Origin of the sequence: Pseudomonas sp. Y5-11 (assembly GCF_022368695.1) — a bacterium.
Classification (GTDB): Bacteria; Pseudomonadota; Gammaproteobacteria; order Pseudomonadales; family Pseudomonadaceae; genus Aquipseudomonas; species Aquipseudomonas parakoreensis.
The window spans coordinates 2,013,616-2,029,117 of sequence record NZ_CP058974.1; the positions used below are offsets into that span (position 1 = coordinate 2,013,616).

The 15,502-nt window shown below is 60.3% G+C and carries 16 protein-coding genes and 1 pseudogene; 11 read left to right on the forward strand and 6 right to left on the reverse strand.

The features are described 5' to 3' along the window. Nucleotides 1-209 precede the first annotated feature (209 nt). From moaC to HXW87_RS08845, 4 genes are all read left to right on the forward strand, one after another. Nucleotides 210-683, forward strand: a complete 474-nt coding sequence (gene moaC / locus HXW87_RS08830) for a cyclic pyranopterin monophosphate synthase MoaC (protein ID WP_007972660.1) — start codon at nt 210-212, stop codon at nt 681-683. Beyond that, nucleotides 680-922: a molybdopterin converting factor subunit 1 gene (gene moaD, locus HXW87_RS08835; protein WP_108181749.1), complete on the forward strand. Its 243-nt coding sequence runs from the start codon at nt 680-682 to the stop codon at nt 920-922. The genes moaC and moaD overlap by 4 nt, the downstream gene beginning before the upstream one ends. Nucleotides 923-925: 3 nt before the next feature. After that, on the forward strand, nt 926-1,378 hold the full coding sequence (moaE, locus tag HXW87_RS08840) for a molybdopterin synthase catalytic subunit MoaE (protein ID WP_007965204.1): 453 nt from the start codon (nt 926-928) through the stop codon (nt 1,376-1,378). Nucleotides 1,379-1,647: 269 nt separating this feature from the next. Beyond that, complete coding sequence (locus HXW87_RS08845) at nt 1,648-2,424, forward strand: ABC transporter substrate-binding protein (protein WP_239778777.1); 777 nt, start codon at nt 1,648-1,650, stop codon at nt 2,422-2,424. A gap of 124 nt (nt 2,425-2,548) precedes the next feature. Here HXW87_RS08845 and HXW87_RS08850 read toward each other — a convergent pair whose 3' ends face one another. The 6 genes and pseudogenes from HXW87_RS08850 to HXW87_RS08875 all read right to left on the reverse strand — a co-directional run bounded on the left by HXW87_RS08850 (nt 2,549) and on the right by HXW87_RS08875 (nt 7,997). Then, entirely contained in the window at nt 2,549-3,175 is a 627-nt protein-coding gene (locus HXW87_RS08850) for a transcriptional regulator (RefSeq protein ID WP_047292678.1), read from the reverse strand. A 92-nt stretch (nt 3,176-3,267) separates the two neighbouring features. Beyond that, nucleotides 3,268-4,395: an FAD-binding oxidoreductase gene (locus HXW87_RS08855; RefSeq protein ID WP_239778778.1), complete on the reverse strand. Its 1,128-nt coding sequence runs from the start codon at nt 4,393-4,395 to the stop codon at nt 3,268-3,270. Between the two features lie 19 nt (nt 4,396-4,414). Continuing rightward, nucleotides 4,415-4,555, reverse strand: a pseudogene (locus HXW87_RS08860) (FAD-dependent oxidoreductase); the annotation flags it as partial. Nucleotides 4,556-4,690: 135 nt separating this feature from the next. After that, a complete protein-coding gene (locus tag HXW87_RS08865; protein WP_239778779.1) occupies nt 4,691-5,635 on the reverse strand; it encodes an ornithine cyclodeaminase family protein in 945 nt (314 codons plus the stop codon). Between the two features lie 136 nt (nt 5,636-5,771). Beyond that, nucleotides 5,772-7,244 (reverse strand): ATP-dependent RNA helicase RhlB, encoded by a 1,473-nt coding sequence (gene rhlB / locus HXW87_RS08870; protein WP_047292683.1) that lies wholly within the window; start codon nt 7,242-7,244, stop codon nt 5,772-5,774. 96 nt (nt 7,245-7,340) lie between these two features. Continuing rightward, nucleotides 7,341-7,997, reverse strand: coding sequence for an alpha/beta fold hydrolase (locus HXW87_RS08875; protein ID WP_047292685.1), 657 nt, complete (start codon nt 7,995-7,997; stop codon nt 7,341-7,343). A 468-nt stretch (nt 7,998-8,465) separates the two neighbouring features. Between HXW87_RS08875 and HXW87_RS08880 the strand changes: the two genes are divergently transcribed. The 7 genes from HXW87_RS08880 (at nt 8,466) to HXW87_RS08910 (ending at nt 15,487) form a co-directional block, all read left to right on the forward strand. After that, nucleotides 8,466-9,497 (forward strand): amino acid ABC transporter substrate-binding protein, encoded by a 1,032-nt coding sequence (locus HXW87_RS08880; RefSeq protein WP_047292688.1) that lies wholly within the window; start codon nt 8,466-8,468, stop codon nt 9,495-9,497. 65 nt (nt 9,498-9,562) lie between these two features. Further along, nucleotides 9,563-10,744 (forward strand): amino acid ABC transporter permease, encoded by a 1,182-nt coding sequence (locus HXW87_RS08885; RefSeq protein WP_047292689.1) that lies wholly within the window; start codon nt 9,563-9,565, stop codon nt 10,742-10,744. A 10-nt stretch (nt 10,745-10,754) separates the two neighbouring features. Further along, nucleotides 10,755-11,852: an amino acid ABC transporter permease gene (locus tag HXW87_RS08890; RefSeq protein ID WP_095667440.1), complete on the forward strand. Its 1,098-nt coding sequence runs from the start codon at nt 10,755-10,757 to the stop codon at nt 11,850-11,852. 13 nt (nt 11,853-11,865) lie between these two features. After that, nucleotides 11,866-12,630, forward strand: coding sequence for an amino acid ABC transporter ATP-binding protein (locus tag HXW87_RS08895; protein WP_003221897.1), 765 nt, complete (start codon nt 11,866-11,868; stop codon nt 12,628-12,630). A 232-nt stretch (nt 12,631-12,862) separates the two neighbouring features. Continuing rightward, nucleotides 12,863-13,522, forward strand: coding sequence for a FadR/GntR family transcriptional regulator (locus tag HXW87_RS08900; protein ID WP_047292692.1), 660 nt, complete (start codon nt 12,863-12,865; stop codon nt 13,520-13,522). Continuing rightward, the gene (locus tag HXW87_RS08905) at nt 13,512-14,798 is read left to right on the forward strand and encodes a CynX/NimT family MFS transporter (protein WP_239778780.1); all 1,287 of its coding nucleotides are present in this window, start codon (nt 13,512-13,514) and stop codon (nt 14,796-14,798) included. Before HXW87_RS08900 ends, HXW87_RS08905 begins: the two co-directional genes overlap by 11 nt. 218 nt (nt 14,799-15,016) lie before the next feature. Then, nucleotides 15,017-15,487: a nuclear transport factor 2 family protein gene (locus HXW87_RS08910; RefSeq protein ID WP_239778781.1), complete on the forward strand. Its 471-nt coding sequence runs from the start codon at nt 15,017-15,019 to the stop codon at nt 15,485-15,487. The last annotated feature ends 15 nt before the right edge of the window (nt 15,488-15,502 follow it).

Here is a 15,502-nt window from a genome sequence, read left to right on the forward strand (position 1 = left end):
CCGGTTTTTTATGCCTGAACCACAAATCCCTTGATTGATGCGCCACTGATCCGATGTAGGAGCTGCCGAAGGCTGCGATCTTTTGATCTTGTTTCTAAAAATCAAAGTCAAAAGATCGCAGCCTGCGACAGCTCCTACACGAAGAATTCGTGGGTGCGGAAATTTGACCCACAGGTTTACAATCCACGCTCCTGATCAGGAGTAATCCCGTGCTGACTCATCTCGATTCCCAAGGTCGCGCCAACATGGTCGACGTCACCGAAAAAGCCGTGACATTCCGTGAGGCGACCGCCCAGGCGCTGGTGCGCATGCTGCCCGAAACCCTGCAGATGATCGTCAGCGGCGGCCACCCCAAGGGTGACGTGTTTGCCGTCGCTCGCATTGCCGGCATTCAGGCCGCGAAGAAAACCAGTGATCTGATCCCGTTGTGCCATCCGCTGATGCTCACCGGAGTCAAGGTCGAACTCAGTGCAGAAGGCGACGACAGCGTACGCATCGTCGCCCGCTGCAAGCTCTCCGGGCAGACCGGCGTGGAGATGGAGGCACTGACCGCTGCCAGCGTTGCCGCGCTGACCATTTACGACATGTGCAAAGCGGTGGACCGGGGCATGACCATCGAAAGCGTGCGTTTGCTGGAAAAGGTCGGCGGCAAGAGCGGGCATTTTCAGGCGGAGCAACCATGAAACTGACGGTTAAATTCTTTGCCCGTTACCGTGAAGCGCTGGGCGTGGACTCGGTCAAGGTCGAAGGCGATTTCGCCACGGTCGACGATGTCCGTGCGCTGCTCGCGCAACGCGATGGCGCCGAGGTCTTGAGCGAGCAGAACCTGATGTGCGCGCGCAACGAAGACCTGTGCCAGCTCGACGAACCGGTGAGCGACGGCGACGAGGTGGCGTTCTTTCCCACCGTGACCGGAGGCTGAGGCATGGCGATTCGTGTGCAGTCCACGGCGTTCGATCCCGGCGCTGAAGTCAACGCGATGCACGCGGCGAATGTCGGCGTTGGCGCGGTGGTGAGTTTTGTCGGCTACGTGCGCGACTTTAATGACGGGCTGGATGTGGCCGGCATGTTCCTCGAACACTATCCGGGCATGACCGAAAAAGCCCTTGGCAAGATCGCCGTCGAGGCCGAGCAGCGCTGGCCGCTGTTGAAGCTGGAAGTGCTGCACCGCATCGGCGCGCTGGAGCCGGGCGAGCCGATTGTGTTCGTCGGCGCGGCCAGCGCCCATCGCCAGGCGGCATTCGACGCCTGCGCCTTTGTCATGGACTACCTGAAAACCCGCGCGCCGTTCTGGAAAAAAGAGAACACCAGCGATGGCCCGCGTTGGGTGGAAGGGCGTGACAGTGATCATGCTGCGGCGGATCGCTGGAAGAAGTAATTACTGCATCGCCCTCTAGTCAGTCATCGCTGGCAAGCCAGCTCCCACAGTGTTTTGTGTCATGCACATATTCATGTACACCTCTGAACCCTGTGGGAGCTGGCTTGCCGGCGATTAGGCCATCCGCAACACCAAATACCTTTCTTCAGCTAATTGACGATTTGTACGTGCGAGTCCAATATGGATTTATAAGTACAAAAAAGGCATTCCCCTTTCCAGCTCTTTTCTTCTGTCTTGCCAAACCAACAACAACCCGCGAGAGAACGAACATGAAGAAACTCCCCCTCATCACCGGTCTGGCCCTGAGCCTGTTGGCGTGCACCCATTCCTTTGCCGCTGAGAAAGCCCTGCGCATCGGCATTGAGGCCGCTTATCCGCCGTTCGCCTCGAAAACCGACAAGGGCGAGATCGTCGGTTTCGACTACGACATCGGCAACGCCCTGTGTGCGCAGATGAAGGTCAAGTGCGTGTGGGTCGAGGGTGAGTTCGATGGCCTGATCCCTTCGCTGAAAGTGAAGAAAATCGACATGGCGCTGTCGTCGATGACCATCAACGAAGACCGCAAGAAGTCGGTGGATTTCACCCACAAGTACTACTTCACTTCGTCGCGGCTGGTGATGAAGGAAGGCGCCACGGTCGATGACCAGTACGCCAGCCTCAAGGGCAAGACCGTCGGTGTGCAGCGTGCGACCACCACCGACCGGTATGCCACCGAGGTCTTCGAACCCAAGGGCATCATCGTCAAGCGCTATGGCAATAACGAAGAAATCTACATGGACCTGGCAGCAGGGCGGCTCGATGCGATTTTTGCCGACACCATTCCGCTGACCGACTTCCTGTCGATGCCACGCGGCAAGGGTTACGCGTTTGTCGGGCCGGAACTGAAGGATACGAAGTACGTGGGCGAAGGCGCGGGGATTGCGGTGCGCAAGGGCAATACCGAACTGGTCAGCCAGTTGAATACGGCCATCGACGGGATTCGTGCCAGCGGCGAATATCAGAAGATTTCCGAGAAGTATTTCAAGTCCGACATCTACGGCGACTGACAGTCCGCTATCGCTGGCAAGCCAGCTCCCACAGCGACCGAGTCGTGCACAGATTTTGTGTACACCCAAAAAACTGTGGGAGCTGGCTTGCCGGCGATGGGGCCGGAAATGCCAATGCAGATCTTCAGCCCTTCAATTCCTTCAAATGCTTGTACACCGTCGCCCGCCCCATGTTCAGCACGTTGGCCACATAGTTCGAGGCGCTCTTGCCCTTGAACGCGCCTTCGGCGTGCAGCGCCAGCACCAGTTCGCGCTTGTGGTCGCGAGTCAGCAGATTCAGGCTCAGCTGGCGCTCGCGCAGCCAGGCGTGGAGGAAGGTGTTGATGCGCTCCTGCCAGTCATCGCGAAACAGTGAATCCGGCTGCGGGATCAGTTTGCTCGGTGACAGGAACAGGTCCAGCGCAGCCTTGGCATTCTCGAACAACGAAATATTCAGGTTAATGCACAGCACCGCCAGTGGCCGCTCTTCGCTGTCGCGCAGCACCGTGCTCAGGCTGCGTATCTTCTGGCCGTCCCAATTGAGCTTTTCGTACGGACCGATGTTGCGCTCACTGACCTCCTCGCTGAGCATGTCTTCAAGCGATGAATCGTCGCCGATCTCGCGTTTGGACAAGTTGTTGGCGATGTAGTCGACCTTCTGCGTGCGCAAGTCGTGCAGCACCACTTCGGCGTGGGGAAAAAACAGCGTGGCGATGGCGTCGGCGATGGCGCGGAAATTATCCAGTGCCGGATCGAATTCGGGGGCGGTCATGTTTGTGGAGCTCCAGGCGGCGTCAACGCCCCCGTGCACGGGGGCGCTGCGAGTGTGCCGCAATCCGTTGGGCGCGTCATCCGCCAAGGGTCTTAGCCGAGCCTTGCGAGGGAGAGCATGGCGCTGCTCAGGCCGAACTGCTGCAGATGTTCAGGCAAGGCTTCACCGCGTACCAATGCCGCACTGGCCTGGCCCATGGCCGGTGAGGTCTGAATACCGTAACCGCCTTGAGCCGCGACCCAGAACAGCCCGGACACCTGCGGATCGAAACCGCTGAGCAGATCACCGTCGGCGACAAAACTGCGCAAACCGGCCCAGGTGCGGGGCGGGCGGCGGATGGTCAGGGTCGTGGCCTCTTCGATCTGGTAGATGCCCATGGCGATGTCCAGCTCTTCCGGCTGCACATCGTGGGGTTCGACCGGGTCGGCGTTGGCCGGCGAGCCGAGGAACATCCCGGCGTCGGGCTTCATATAGAACGACTCATCGAGGCTGACCAGCATCGGCCAGTGATGAATGTCCACGCCCTCGGGACCGGCGAAAATGAACGCCGCGCGGCGCTTGGGTTGCAGGCCCAGCGCTTGGGCACCGGCGAGTGCGCCGATCTTGTCGGCCCAGGCGCCGGCGGCGTTGATGATGACCGGCGCGCTGAAGGTCTGACCGTTGGTCTGCACTTGCCACTGGCCGTCAGTGTCACGACGCAGGCCCAGCACTTCGCAATCGGTGTGCACTTGGCCGTTGTTGCGGCGGATACCGCGCAGGTAGCCCTGATGCAGGGCGTCGGTGTCGATGTCGCTGGCGGTCGGGTCGTAGATCGCGCCGTGGACTTTTTCCCGACGCAGGATTGGCAGACGGGCACAGGCTTCATCGGCGCTGAGCAGTTGCATCTCCGGCACCGTGGCTTTGGCGCTGAGGTACTGGTTGTTCAGCTCGGCGGCATCACCGGTGAAATCCACGGTCATTTCGCCGCGCGGTGTCAGCAATGGGTGCTCGCAAAAGCCGCTCGGCGGATGGTCGAAGAACGCACGGCTGGCCAGCGTCAACGCCCGCACCTGCGGCGTGCCGTAGGCGGCGGTATAGAGCGCCGCGGAGCGTCCGGTGGAGTGATAGGCCGGGTGTGATTCGCGTTCGAGCACGATCACTTTGGCGTGGCGCGACAGCCAGAAACCGGTGGAAGCACCGGCAATCCCGCCGCCGATGATGATGAAATCTGCCTGGCTCATGAAATCTCCCAATTTATCTGGAATNGGAGCGTCCGGTGGAGTGATAGGCCGGGTGTGATTCGCGTTCGAGCACGATCACTTTGGCGTGGCGCGACAGCCAGAAACCGGTGGAAGCACCGGCAATCCCGCCGCCGATGATGATGAAATCTGCCTGGCTCATGAAATCTCCCAATTTATCTGGAATCCTGTAGGAGCTGACGAGTGAAACGAGGCTGCGATCTTTTGATCTTGTCTTTTGAAAATCAAAAGATCGCAGCCTCGTTTCACTCGTCAGCTCCTACAAGGGATCGAGGTGTCAGTGCTTGAGGTGATAAATAGCATTGGCCAGCGCAATGTCTTCCAGGCCCAGGCCAATTGAACGGAAAAATACGTGACGGTCGTAATCGGGGCGCTGCACCCTCTCGCTGAGCAGATCGGCCAGGTCGCCGATGATCAAATCCTTGTTCCAGCCATGCTGCTCGGCGGCGATCAGCATTTCACCCGCCGAGCCCGGCGTGGTCAGCCGATAGTCACAGAACACCTGCATGTCGCCCAGAGTCTTTGGCGGTACTTCATGGGCGCGGGGGGCGTTGGTGCTGATCGAGGTGATCAGTGCCGGTTTGCTCAAGCTGGCCGGGTCGATGACCGGACCGGCAGATGACGTGCAGAGCATGATCACGTCGGCCTCGGCGAGGGCGGCTGCGCGGCTGTCGGCAATGTTCAACCCGGGGTAGATCTCTTTCAGCAGCGCCCGGGTTTCAGCGTCTTCAGACAGGCTCGGTGAGTACACGCTGATGCGCTGCCAGTCGCGCAGCCCTTTCACGTAATGCAGATGCGCCTGGGCAACCTTGCCGCTGCCGATGATCGCCAGTCGTGTGGCATTCAGCGGGGCGAGGGCATCGACAGCAACGGCGGTGGTCGCAGCGGTGCGTGCGGTGGTCAGTTCGCCGGCGTCGCACAGCAGCAGTGGCTGGCCGGTTTGCATCGACATCAACAGTGTCCACGCCGTCACCAGCGGCCCTTGTTCGCGGACGATGTACGGCGAGGTCTTGACCCCGTACACACCGTCCTCGGCCAGCACGCCCAGGTAGTTGATAAAGTCGCCGGCGCCCTGCGGGAACTCCACCAGTTGCTGCGCGGGTTGTACGGCGTGGCCGGCGGCAAGGTCGCGAAACAGTTTGCGCAGGATCTGCGGCACGTCAATGCGCGCCAGCAGCTCGCGGGCCTGGGTGTGGTCGATCACGTAGGGTGTACTGGACATGTCAGGCTCCGCGGTCTGGATATAAACTTATTTGTCCATTATGGACTTTTAGTTATCTATCGCAAGCGCCTGGTGAAAACGTCGGGCAAAAAAAAGCGCAGTCCGTTGCCGGCTGCGCTTTTTGCTTTCGGGTCGTTTACTGCGGCTGCGGACGCTTGCGTTCGACTGCGCGCAGCAGGTGCGTCGGCGGTGTTTCGCAGCTGATCTTGCGGCCGAGCTTCTCTTCGATGGACGGCAACTGGTACGAGTCGTCCTCACCGGCGAAGCTGATCGACACGCCATCGGCGCCCGCGCGACCGGTACGGCCGATGCGGTGCACGTAATCGTCCGGGACTTCCGGGAGGGTGAAGTTGATCACGTGGCTGATGCCGTCGATGTGGATGCCACGACCGGCGACATCGGTGGCCACCAGCACGCGAATCTTGCCTTCGCGGAAGCCTTCCAGGGTCTTGATGCGCTTGTGCTGCGGCACGTCGCCGGACAGTTGCGCAGCGTTGATGCCGTCACGTACCAGACGCTCTTCGATGCGGCGCACTTCGTCCTTGCGGTTGGCGAAGACGATCACGCGCTCCCAGCCGTTGTCGTTGACCAGGTTGAACAGCAATTTGTACTTGTCCGCACCGGCTACCGCGTAGATGTGCTGCTCGACGTTTTCGTTGGCCACGTTGGTGACTTCGATTTCGACGATTGCCGGATCGGTGGTCCATTGCTTGGCCAGGTTCATCACGTCTTCGGTGAAGGTCGCGGAGAACAGCAGGGTCTGACGCTCGGACTTCGGCGGAGTCTGGCGAATGATCTGCCGCACTTGCGGGATAAAGCCCATGTCGAGCATGCGGTCGGCTTCGTCCAGCACCATCACTTCGACCATGTCCAGGTGCACGTCGCCGCGCTGGTTGAAGTCGAGCAGACGGCCCGGTGTGGCGACGAGGATGTCGCAGTGGCGTGCTTCGAGGTGCTTGAGCTGCTTGTCGAAGTCCATGCCGCCAACGAACGTCATCACGTTGAGGCCGGTGTACTTGGTCAGGTCGGCCGCATCCTTGGCGATCTGCACCACCAGCTCACGGGTCGGCGCGATGATCAGCGCACGGGGTTCGCCCATGTAGCGTTCTTTCGGCGGCGGGGTCTGCAACAGCTGGGTGATGATCGAGATCAGGAACGCGGCGGTCTTGCCGGTGCCGGTCTGCGCGCGACCGATGGCGTCTTTGCCGGCGAGGGTGAAACCCAGTACCTGCGCCTGGATCGGCGTGCAGTACGGAAAGCCCAGGTCCTGGATGGCGTGCATCAGTTCCGGAGCGAGTTTGAAATCGTGGAAGCGGGTTTTGCCTTCCTGGGGTTCGACGACGAAATCTTCGAGTTTCCAGGGAATGACCGGTGCCTTGGGCTTCGGTTCGCGGCGCGGACGGGCCGGTTTCGGCGCTTCGGCGCGAGCAGGTTCGGCGGCGCTGGCGGGTTTCGGCTCGGGCTTGGGTGTCGCTACCGGAGCCGGACGTTCAACCTTGGGCGCTTCACTGCGAGGGCCGGGGGCGTGCGACGGCGCACTGGGGACTGGCGCGAGCTGCTCAGCCTCGCTTTTACCGAACATTTTCTTGAGTGCTTTGAGCACGGTCATCTCATCAATTGGTTAAGGAATGTACGCCGGCCAGTGTAATGCAAGAAGCGGGCTCGGCGTAGTGGGATGATCAAAGGGACGTTCGAACTGAAACGATCAACGCAGGTGTTCACCCAGCCAGACCCCGATGTCGCGAATTTCTTCGGGTAACACTTCGTGCTCCATTGGGTATTCCTGCCATGTCACGGTGACACCATGCTTCACCAAATGCTCATAGGCGCTGCGCCCCATCGAGTTCTGCACCACGCCGTCGAATTGACCGTGCAGGCACAGCGCTGGAATGCGCTGCTGACTGGCTGAAAGCTCCATCTCGTCAGTGAAGGTCGGGGCATAGGTGGACAGGGCGAGTACACCACCCAACGGGCCTTGCCACTTTATATAAGCGGTGTGCAGCACAACGGCGCCACCCTGGGAAAACCCGGCGAGAAAAATCCGCGAGGCGTCTATTCCGCTGGCGCGCTCCTTTTCGATCAATTCGATGATGCGATCCGCCGACGCTTCCAACTGCTCACGGTCAATAGACCGCGCCGGACTCATTGCTTTTATGTCGTACCAGCTCGGCATCGCGTAACCGCCGTTGATGGTGACGGGCAGGGTTGGCGCTTGCGGTAATACGAAGCGCGTACTCAGCAGGCTTTCCTGCAGCGCTTCAGCCACTGGCAGGAAGTCATAGCGATCCGCGCCGAGACCGTGCAGCCAGATCACACAGGCGTCTGCGGGCTTTTGGGGTTGAAGAATCAGGGGCTCGTGCATGGCTGCTCCAAAAATGTGCGGGCGCTCTCAATAAGTGCGTGATTTGCGTGCGCGCCCGGTCGATCCGTTAACAAGATGTCGCAAGGCTACAAGTTTTGCTATTGACCTGTCGCGCAACCGCTTCAGCAAGCGGTGTGGTACGGGCTTTGCTATGGAGGATTCTGTATGAAGCGTCCTACGCCTTGCGGTAACACTATCAGTGTACGTCGTGCGAAGGGATTGCAAAGAATCCGGTGATGGATGTTCGCCAATGGCCGCTACGGGCAACGCGAACGTGAAAGGGCTACAGCCCGTTCGGCCGACTGGTGAGAAGTGAGTTGTCCATGATGTGGATTTTCTCCTACTAGACTCATAGCGAAGGTCTTACGTCGGTTGACCCCAAAAAAAGCCAACACGGGTCAACAACGCCTCAAAAGGGTGCGACTGGACTCAAGCTCCGACACAACAAGAGCAAAACTGGAGGTTTGAATGAAGATGTTGAAATCCACTCTGGCGGTCGTGACTGCTGCAGCAGTACTCGGCGTCAGCGGGTTCGCTCAGGCGGGTGCAACCCTGGATGCCGTGCAGAAGAAAGGTTTCGTGCAATGCGGCGTGAGCGACGGTCTGCCGGGTTTCTCGGTGCCGGACGCTTCGGGCAAGATTCTCGGGATCGACGCTGACGTTTGCCGCGCTGTGGCCGCTGCCGTATTCGGCGACGCCAACAAGGTCAAGTTCAGCCAGTTGAACGCCAAGGAGCGCTTCACCGCGCTGCAGTCCGGCGAAATCGACCTGCTCTCGCGCAACACCACCATGACCAGCTCGCGTGACGCCGGCATGGGCCTGAAATTCCCGGGCTTCATCACTTACTACGACGGCGTGGGCTTCCTGGCCAACAACAAGCTGGGCGTGAAAAGTGCCAAGGAACTGGACGGTGCAACCATCTGCATCCAGGCCGGTACCACCACCGAACTGAACGTCTCCGACTACTTCCGCGCCAACGGCCTGAAGTACACCCCGATCACCTTCGACACCTCCGATGAAAGCGCCAAGTCGCTGGAATCCGGTCGTTGCGACGTGCTGACCTCCGACAAGTCGCAGCTGTACGCACAGCGCAGCAAGCTGGCCTCGCCAAAAGACTACGTGGTACTGCCGGAAACCATCTCCAAAGAACCACTGGGCCCGGTCGTGCGTAATGGCGACGACGAGTGGCTGGCGATCGTTCGCTGGGTTGGCTACGCGCTGCTGAACGCCGAAGAAGCCGGCGTGACCTCGAAAAACGTGCTGGAAGAAGCCAAATCCACCAAGAACCCGGACGTTGCTCGTCTGCTGGGGGCTGACGGTGAATACGGCAAGGACCTGAAACTGCCGAAGGACTGGGTTGTGAAAATCGTTTCGCAGGTCGGTAACTACGGTGAAATCTTCGAGAAAAACCTCGGCAAGAGCACTCCGCTGGAAATCGACCGTGGCCTGAACGCGCTGTGGACCAACGGCGGCATTCAGTACGCACCACCAGTGCGCTAATGGTTCTATCACCCGGCGGGCCAACCGCCGGGTGATGTTCTGTTCCATTTTTTCCGGGGCACTTCATGCAAAATTCAATCGGCGCACCAAAGCAGAGGTTCAGCCTCAGCGATCCGCGAGTGCGTGCGTGGCTGTTTCAGATCATCACCGTCGTGGCGGTGGTCGCCATGGGCTGGTATCTGTTTGATAACACCCAGACCAACCTTCAACACCGGGGCATCACGTCCGGTTTCGACTTTCTCGAGCGCAGTGCCGGGTTCGGCATCGCTCAACACCTGATCTCCTACACCGAAGCGGACAGTTACGCGCGGGTGTTCGTGATCGGCCTGCTCAATACGCTGCTGGTGACCTTCATCGGCGTGATCCTGGCGACCCTGCTGGGCTTCATCATCGGTGTGGCGCGGCTGTCGCCGAACTGGATCATCAGCAAACTGGCGACCGTGTATGTGGAAGTGTTCCGCAACATTCCGCCGCTGCTGCAGATCCTGTTCTGGTACTTCGCGGTGTTCCTGACCATGCCGGGTCCGCGTAACAGCCACAACTTCGGTGACACCTTCTTTGTCAGCAGCCGGGGCCTGAACATGCCGGCCGCGCAAATGGCTGACGGCTTCTGGGCATTCTTCATCAGCGTGGTGCTGGCCATCGTCGCCATCGTGCTGATGTGCCGCTGGGCCAACAAGCGATTCGAAGACACGGGCGAACCATTCCACAAGTTCTGGACCGGCCTGGCGATCCTGCTGGTGATCCCGACCTTGTGCACGCTGATCTTCGGTGCACCCCTGCACTGGGAAATGCCGCAACTCAAGGGCTTCAACTTCGTCGGCGGCTGGGTGCTGATCCCGGAACTGCTCGCCTTGACCCTGGCGTTGACTGTGTACACCGCAGCATTCATCGCGGAAATCGTCCGTTCCGGGATCAAGTCGGTCAGCCATGGCCAGACCGAAGCGGCGCGTTCGCTCGGCTTGCGTAACGGCCCGACCCTGCGCAAGGTGATCATTCCGCAAGCCCTGCGGGTGATCATTCCGCCGCTGACCAGCCAATACCTGAACCTGGCGAAGAACTCGTCGCTGGCCGCCGGTATCGGTTATCCGGAAATGGTTTCGCTGTTCGCCGGTACCGTGCTCAACCAGACCGGTCAGGCGATCGAAGTCATTGCCATCACCATGAGCGTGTACCTGGCGATCAGTATCAGCATTTCCCTGCTGATGAACTGGTACAACAAGCGCATTGCGCTGATCGAGCGGTGAGGAAACGCGCATGACAACCCATACTTTCAAACCCGACATGCCACCGCCGGCCAAGGTTTTCGGCCCGATGGCATGGATACGCGCCAACATGTTCTCCAGCTGGCTCAACACCCTGCTGACCCTGTTTGCGTTTTACCTGATCTATCTCGTCGTGCCGCCAATCCTCAGCTGGGCGATCCTCGATGCCAACTGGGTCGGCACCACCCGCGCCGACTGCACCAAGGACGGCGCCTGCTGGGTGTTCATTCAACAGCGTTTCGGCCAGTTCATGTACGGCTACTACCCGGTGGAACTGCGCTGGCGTGTAGACCTCACTGTCTGGCTGGCAGTGCTCGGCGTGGCGCCGCTGTTCATCTCGCGCTTCCCGCGCAAAGCGGTGTACGGCCTGAGCTTCCTGGTGATCTACCCGATCGTTGCCTGGTGCCTGCTGCACGGTGGCGTGTTCGGCCTCGACACTGTGGCGACCAGTCAGTGGGGCGGTCTGATGCTGACCCTGGTGATCGCCACTGTCGGTATCGCCGGCGCCTTGCCGCTGGGGATCATTCTGGCATTGGGCCGTCGCTCGAACATGCCGGCGATTCGCGTGGTCTGCGTGACGTTCATCGAGTTCTGGCGTGGCGTGCCGTTGATCACGGTGCTGTTCATGTCCTCGGTGATGCTGCCGCTGTTCCTGCCCGAGGGTATGAACTTCGACAAGCTGCTGCGGGCGCTGATCGGGGTGATTCTGTTCCAGTCGGCCTACGTCGCCGAGGTGGTGCGCGGCGGTCTGCAAGCGATCCCCAAAGGGCAGTACGAAGCGGCTGCGGCGATGGGCCTCGGTTACTGGCGAGCCATGGGCCTGGTGATTCTGCCGCAAGCCCTGAAGCTGGTGATTCCCGGCATCGTCAATACCTTCATTGCGCTGTTCAAGGACACTAGCCTTGTGATCATCATCGGCCTGTTCGACCTGCTCAACAGCGTCAAGCAAGCCGCTGCCGATCCGAAATGGCTGGGCATGGCCACCGAAGGCTACGTGTTCGCCGCCCTGGTGTTCTGGATTTTCTGTTTTGGTATGTCGCGCTATTCCATGCATCTGGAACGCAAGCTCGACACTGGCCACAAGCGTTAGGAGTTCTTTGTAAATGAGCGAAGCAATCAAAAAGCCTGTGGGCCCTGAAGGCATTATCCAGATGCAGGGCGTGAACAAGTGGTACGGCCAGTTCCACGTGCTGAAAGACATCAACCTCAACGTCAAACAGGGCGAGCGTATTGTTCTGTGCGGCCCGTCGGGTTCCGGCAAGTCGACCACCATCCGCTGCCTCAATCGCCTGGAAGAACACCAGCAGGGCCGCATCGTGGTTGATGGCGTGGAGCTGACCAACGACCTCAAGCAGATCGAAGCGATCCGCCGCGAAGTCGGCATGGTGTTCCAGCACTTCAACCTGTTTCCGCACCTGACCATCCTGCAGAACTGCACGCTGGCGCCGATGTGGGTGCGCAAGATGCCCAAGCGCAAGGCCGAGGAAATCGCCATGCATTACCTGGAGCGTGTACGCATCCCGGAGCAGGCGCATAAATTCCCGGGGCAGTTGTCCGGCGGTCAGCAACAGCGTGTGGCGATTGCCCGCGCGCTGTGCATGAAACCGAAAATCATGCTGTTCGACGAACCGACTTCGGCACTCGACCCGGAGATGGTGAAAGAGGTGCTCGACACCATGATCGGCCTCGCCGAAGACGGCATGACCATGCTCTGCGTGACTCACGAAATGGGCTTCGCCCGCACCGTGGCCAACCGGGTGATTTTCATGGACAAAGGCGAAATCGTCGAACAGGCAGCGCCTAACGACTTCTTCGACAACCCGCAAAATGACCGCACCAAACTGTTCCTGAGCCAGATCCTGCATTGATTCAAGTTGATGCACAGACAAACCCGGCCCTGTGCCGGGTTTTCTTTTGCCTGCGATTTTCATTTTTCCCCTGTAGGAGCTGCCGCAGGCTGCGATCTTTTGACGTTGATCGTTAAGCACAAGATCAAAAGATCGCAGCCTGCGGCAGCTCCTACACGGGGTTGTATGAACCCGGCCAGCTGACTAAGATGTCAGAAAATTCATCCTATGATTGGATGAAAGGGCGAATTTCATGACAGACACCTCACCTTTGATCAAGCGATCCCTGGTCGATCAGGCCCTGGATCAGTTGCGCCAACGCATCACCGATGGTGTGTGGCAGGTCGGCGAACGGCTGCCCACCGAGCCTGAGCTGTGCGCCGAGCTGGGCATCAGCCGCAACACCGTGCGTGAAGCCATGCGCGTGCTGGCGTTTTCAGGGTTGATTGAAATCCGGCAGGGCGACGGCAGTTATTTGCGCGCGGTGGTCGATCCGATGGACACGCTCAAGGCGTTGTCCCGTTGCTCGCTGGAGCAGGCGCGGGAAACCCGCCACATCCTCGAAGTCGAGGCGATTGGTCTGGCCGCGCTGCGTCGTACCGATGAGGATCTGGTCGCACTGCGCGAGGCACTTGGCACCAGTGGCAGTCATTATCACGGTGATCTCGACACCTATATTTCCTGCGATCTGGTGTTCCACCGCCGTCTGGTGGACGCCGCGCACAACCCGACCCTCAGCGAGCTGTATCGCTATTTCTCCAGCATCGTCGGCGCGCAATTGCGCCAGACGCTCAATATCGTCCCGCGCCGTCAGGAAGTGTTCGACCTGCACATCGAGTTGCTCGATGCCGTCGAACAACGCGACCCGGAACGGGCCAAAGCCATATCGAGGCAGTTGATCAATGAACCTTGAAAGCGAGAAAAACCTTTCAACCCCCAAGCGCACGGCGGAGCTCGAAGAGCTGCTGATCGACGCCGAGGCTGACGACGAACAAGTACAGCAAAGCCATCCGCTGGTGCGTCGGCCGTGGCTGTTGCTGCTGGGGCTGATTCTGGTGGCGCTCAACTTGCGCCCGGCACTGTCGAGCATGGCGCCGTTGCTCAGCGAAGTGTCGAAAAGCCTTGGCCTGTCTGCGGCGCAGGCCGGTCTGTTGACCACGCTGCCGGTGTTGTGCCTCGGTTTGTTCGCACCGCTGGCGCCGATTCTGGCGCGGCGTTTCGGCGCTGAACGGGTGGTGTTGGGGATACTGCTGACCCTGGCCGGCGGGATCATCCTGCGCAGCAATTTCGGTGAGATCGGCCTGTTCGCCGGCAGCGTCCTCGGTGGCGCAAGCATCGGCATTATCGGCGTGCTGCTGCCGGGCATCGTCAAACGCGACTTCGCCAGACACGCCGGAACCATGACCGGCGTCTACACCATGGCGCTGTGCCTGGGTGCGGCGATGGCCGCGGGTTCCACCGTGCCGTTGAGCGAGCACTTTGATAACAGCTGGGCACTGGGCCAGGGCTTCTGGGTGATTCCGGCACTGGTGGCGGCGCTGTTCTGGCTGCCGCAAGTCGGGCAGAAACACGGCGCGCACCACGTTGCCTATCGGGTGCGTGGGCTGCTGCGCGATCCGCTGGCCTGGCAAGTGACGTTGTACATGGGCCTGCAATCGTCGCTGGCGTACATCGTGTTCGGCTGGTTGCCGTCGATCCTGATCGGCCGCGGCTTGACTCCGACCCAGGCCGGCCTGGTGCTGTCCGGCTCGGTGATCATCCAGCTCGCCAGCTCCCTCGCGGCGCCGTGGCTGGCGACCCGGGGCAAGGATCAGCGCCTGGCGATCGTGGTGGTGATGGCGCTGACCCTAGGCGGTCTGTTCGGTTGCCTGTATGCGCCGATCGAAGGGCTGTGGGGCTGGGCGATTCTGTTGGGGCTGGGGCAGGGCGGTACGTTCAGTCTGGCGCTGACCCTGATCGTGCTGCGCTCGCGGGATTCGCACGTGGCGGCGAACCTGTCGAGCATGTCCCAGGGCTTCGGCTACACCTTGGCGTCGATGGGGCCGTTCGCCGTCGGCGTGGTGCATGACTGGACTGGCGGCTGGAATGCCGTGGGCTGGATTTTCGGCATCATCGGCACCGGTGCGATCATTGCCGGCCTTGGTGCCGGCCGGGCGCTGTACGTGCAAGTGCAAAGCGAAAAAGTCTAAAGGCACTGATTTCAAATGTGGGAGCGGGCTTGCTCGCGAAAGCGGAGGGTCAGTCAATATTGATGGCGACTGATTCACCGCTTTCGCGAGCAAGCTCGCTCCCACAGTTTTTGCGGTGCTTTAAATCTTGCGTGGTATTCGCTTTGCGAATGCCGATAGTGTTTCTGCGATTTGCAGCTTATCGTGCTGGCAATCTGTCCATTTCCCGGAGTTTGCCCATGAGCGAAGCCCACGCCGCCCTGATCACCCGCTTCTACCAGGCCTTCCAGCGCCTCGACGCCGAGGCCATGGCCGAGTGCTACACCGATGACGTGGTGTTCAGCGATCCGGCCTTCGGCGAGTTGCGCGGGCGCGATGCCGGCGACATGTGGCGCATGCTCACCACTCGCGCCAAGGACTTCTCCCTGACCTTCGACAATGTCCGCGCCGACGAGCGCAGCGGTGGCGCGCACTGGGTGGCGACGTATCTGTTCAGCCAGACCGGCAACGTGGTGATCAACGATATCCAGGCGCGTTTCGTCTTTCGTGACGGCATGATCTGCGAGCATCACGATCACTTCGACCTGTGGCGCTGGTCGCGTCAGGCGTTGGGTTTCAAGGGCTTGCTGCTGGGCTGGACACCGCTGGTACGCAATGCCGTCCGCGCACAGGCGCTGAAAGGGCTGAAGGCATTTCAGGCCGGTCGCTGATAAGATCGCGGCCTG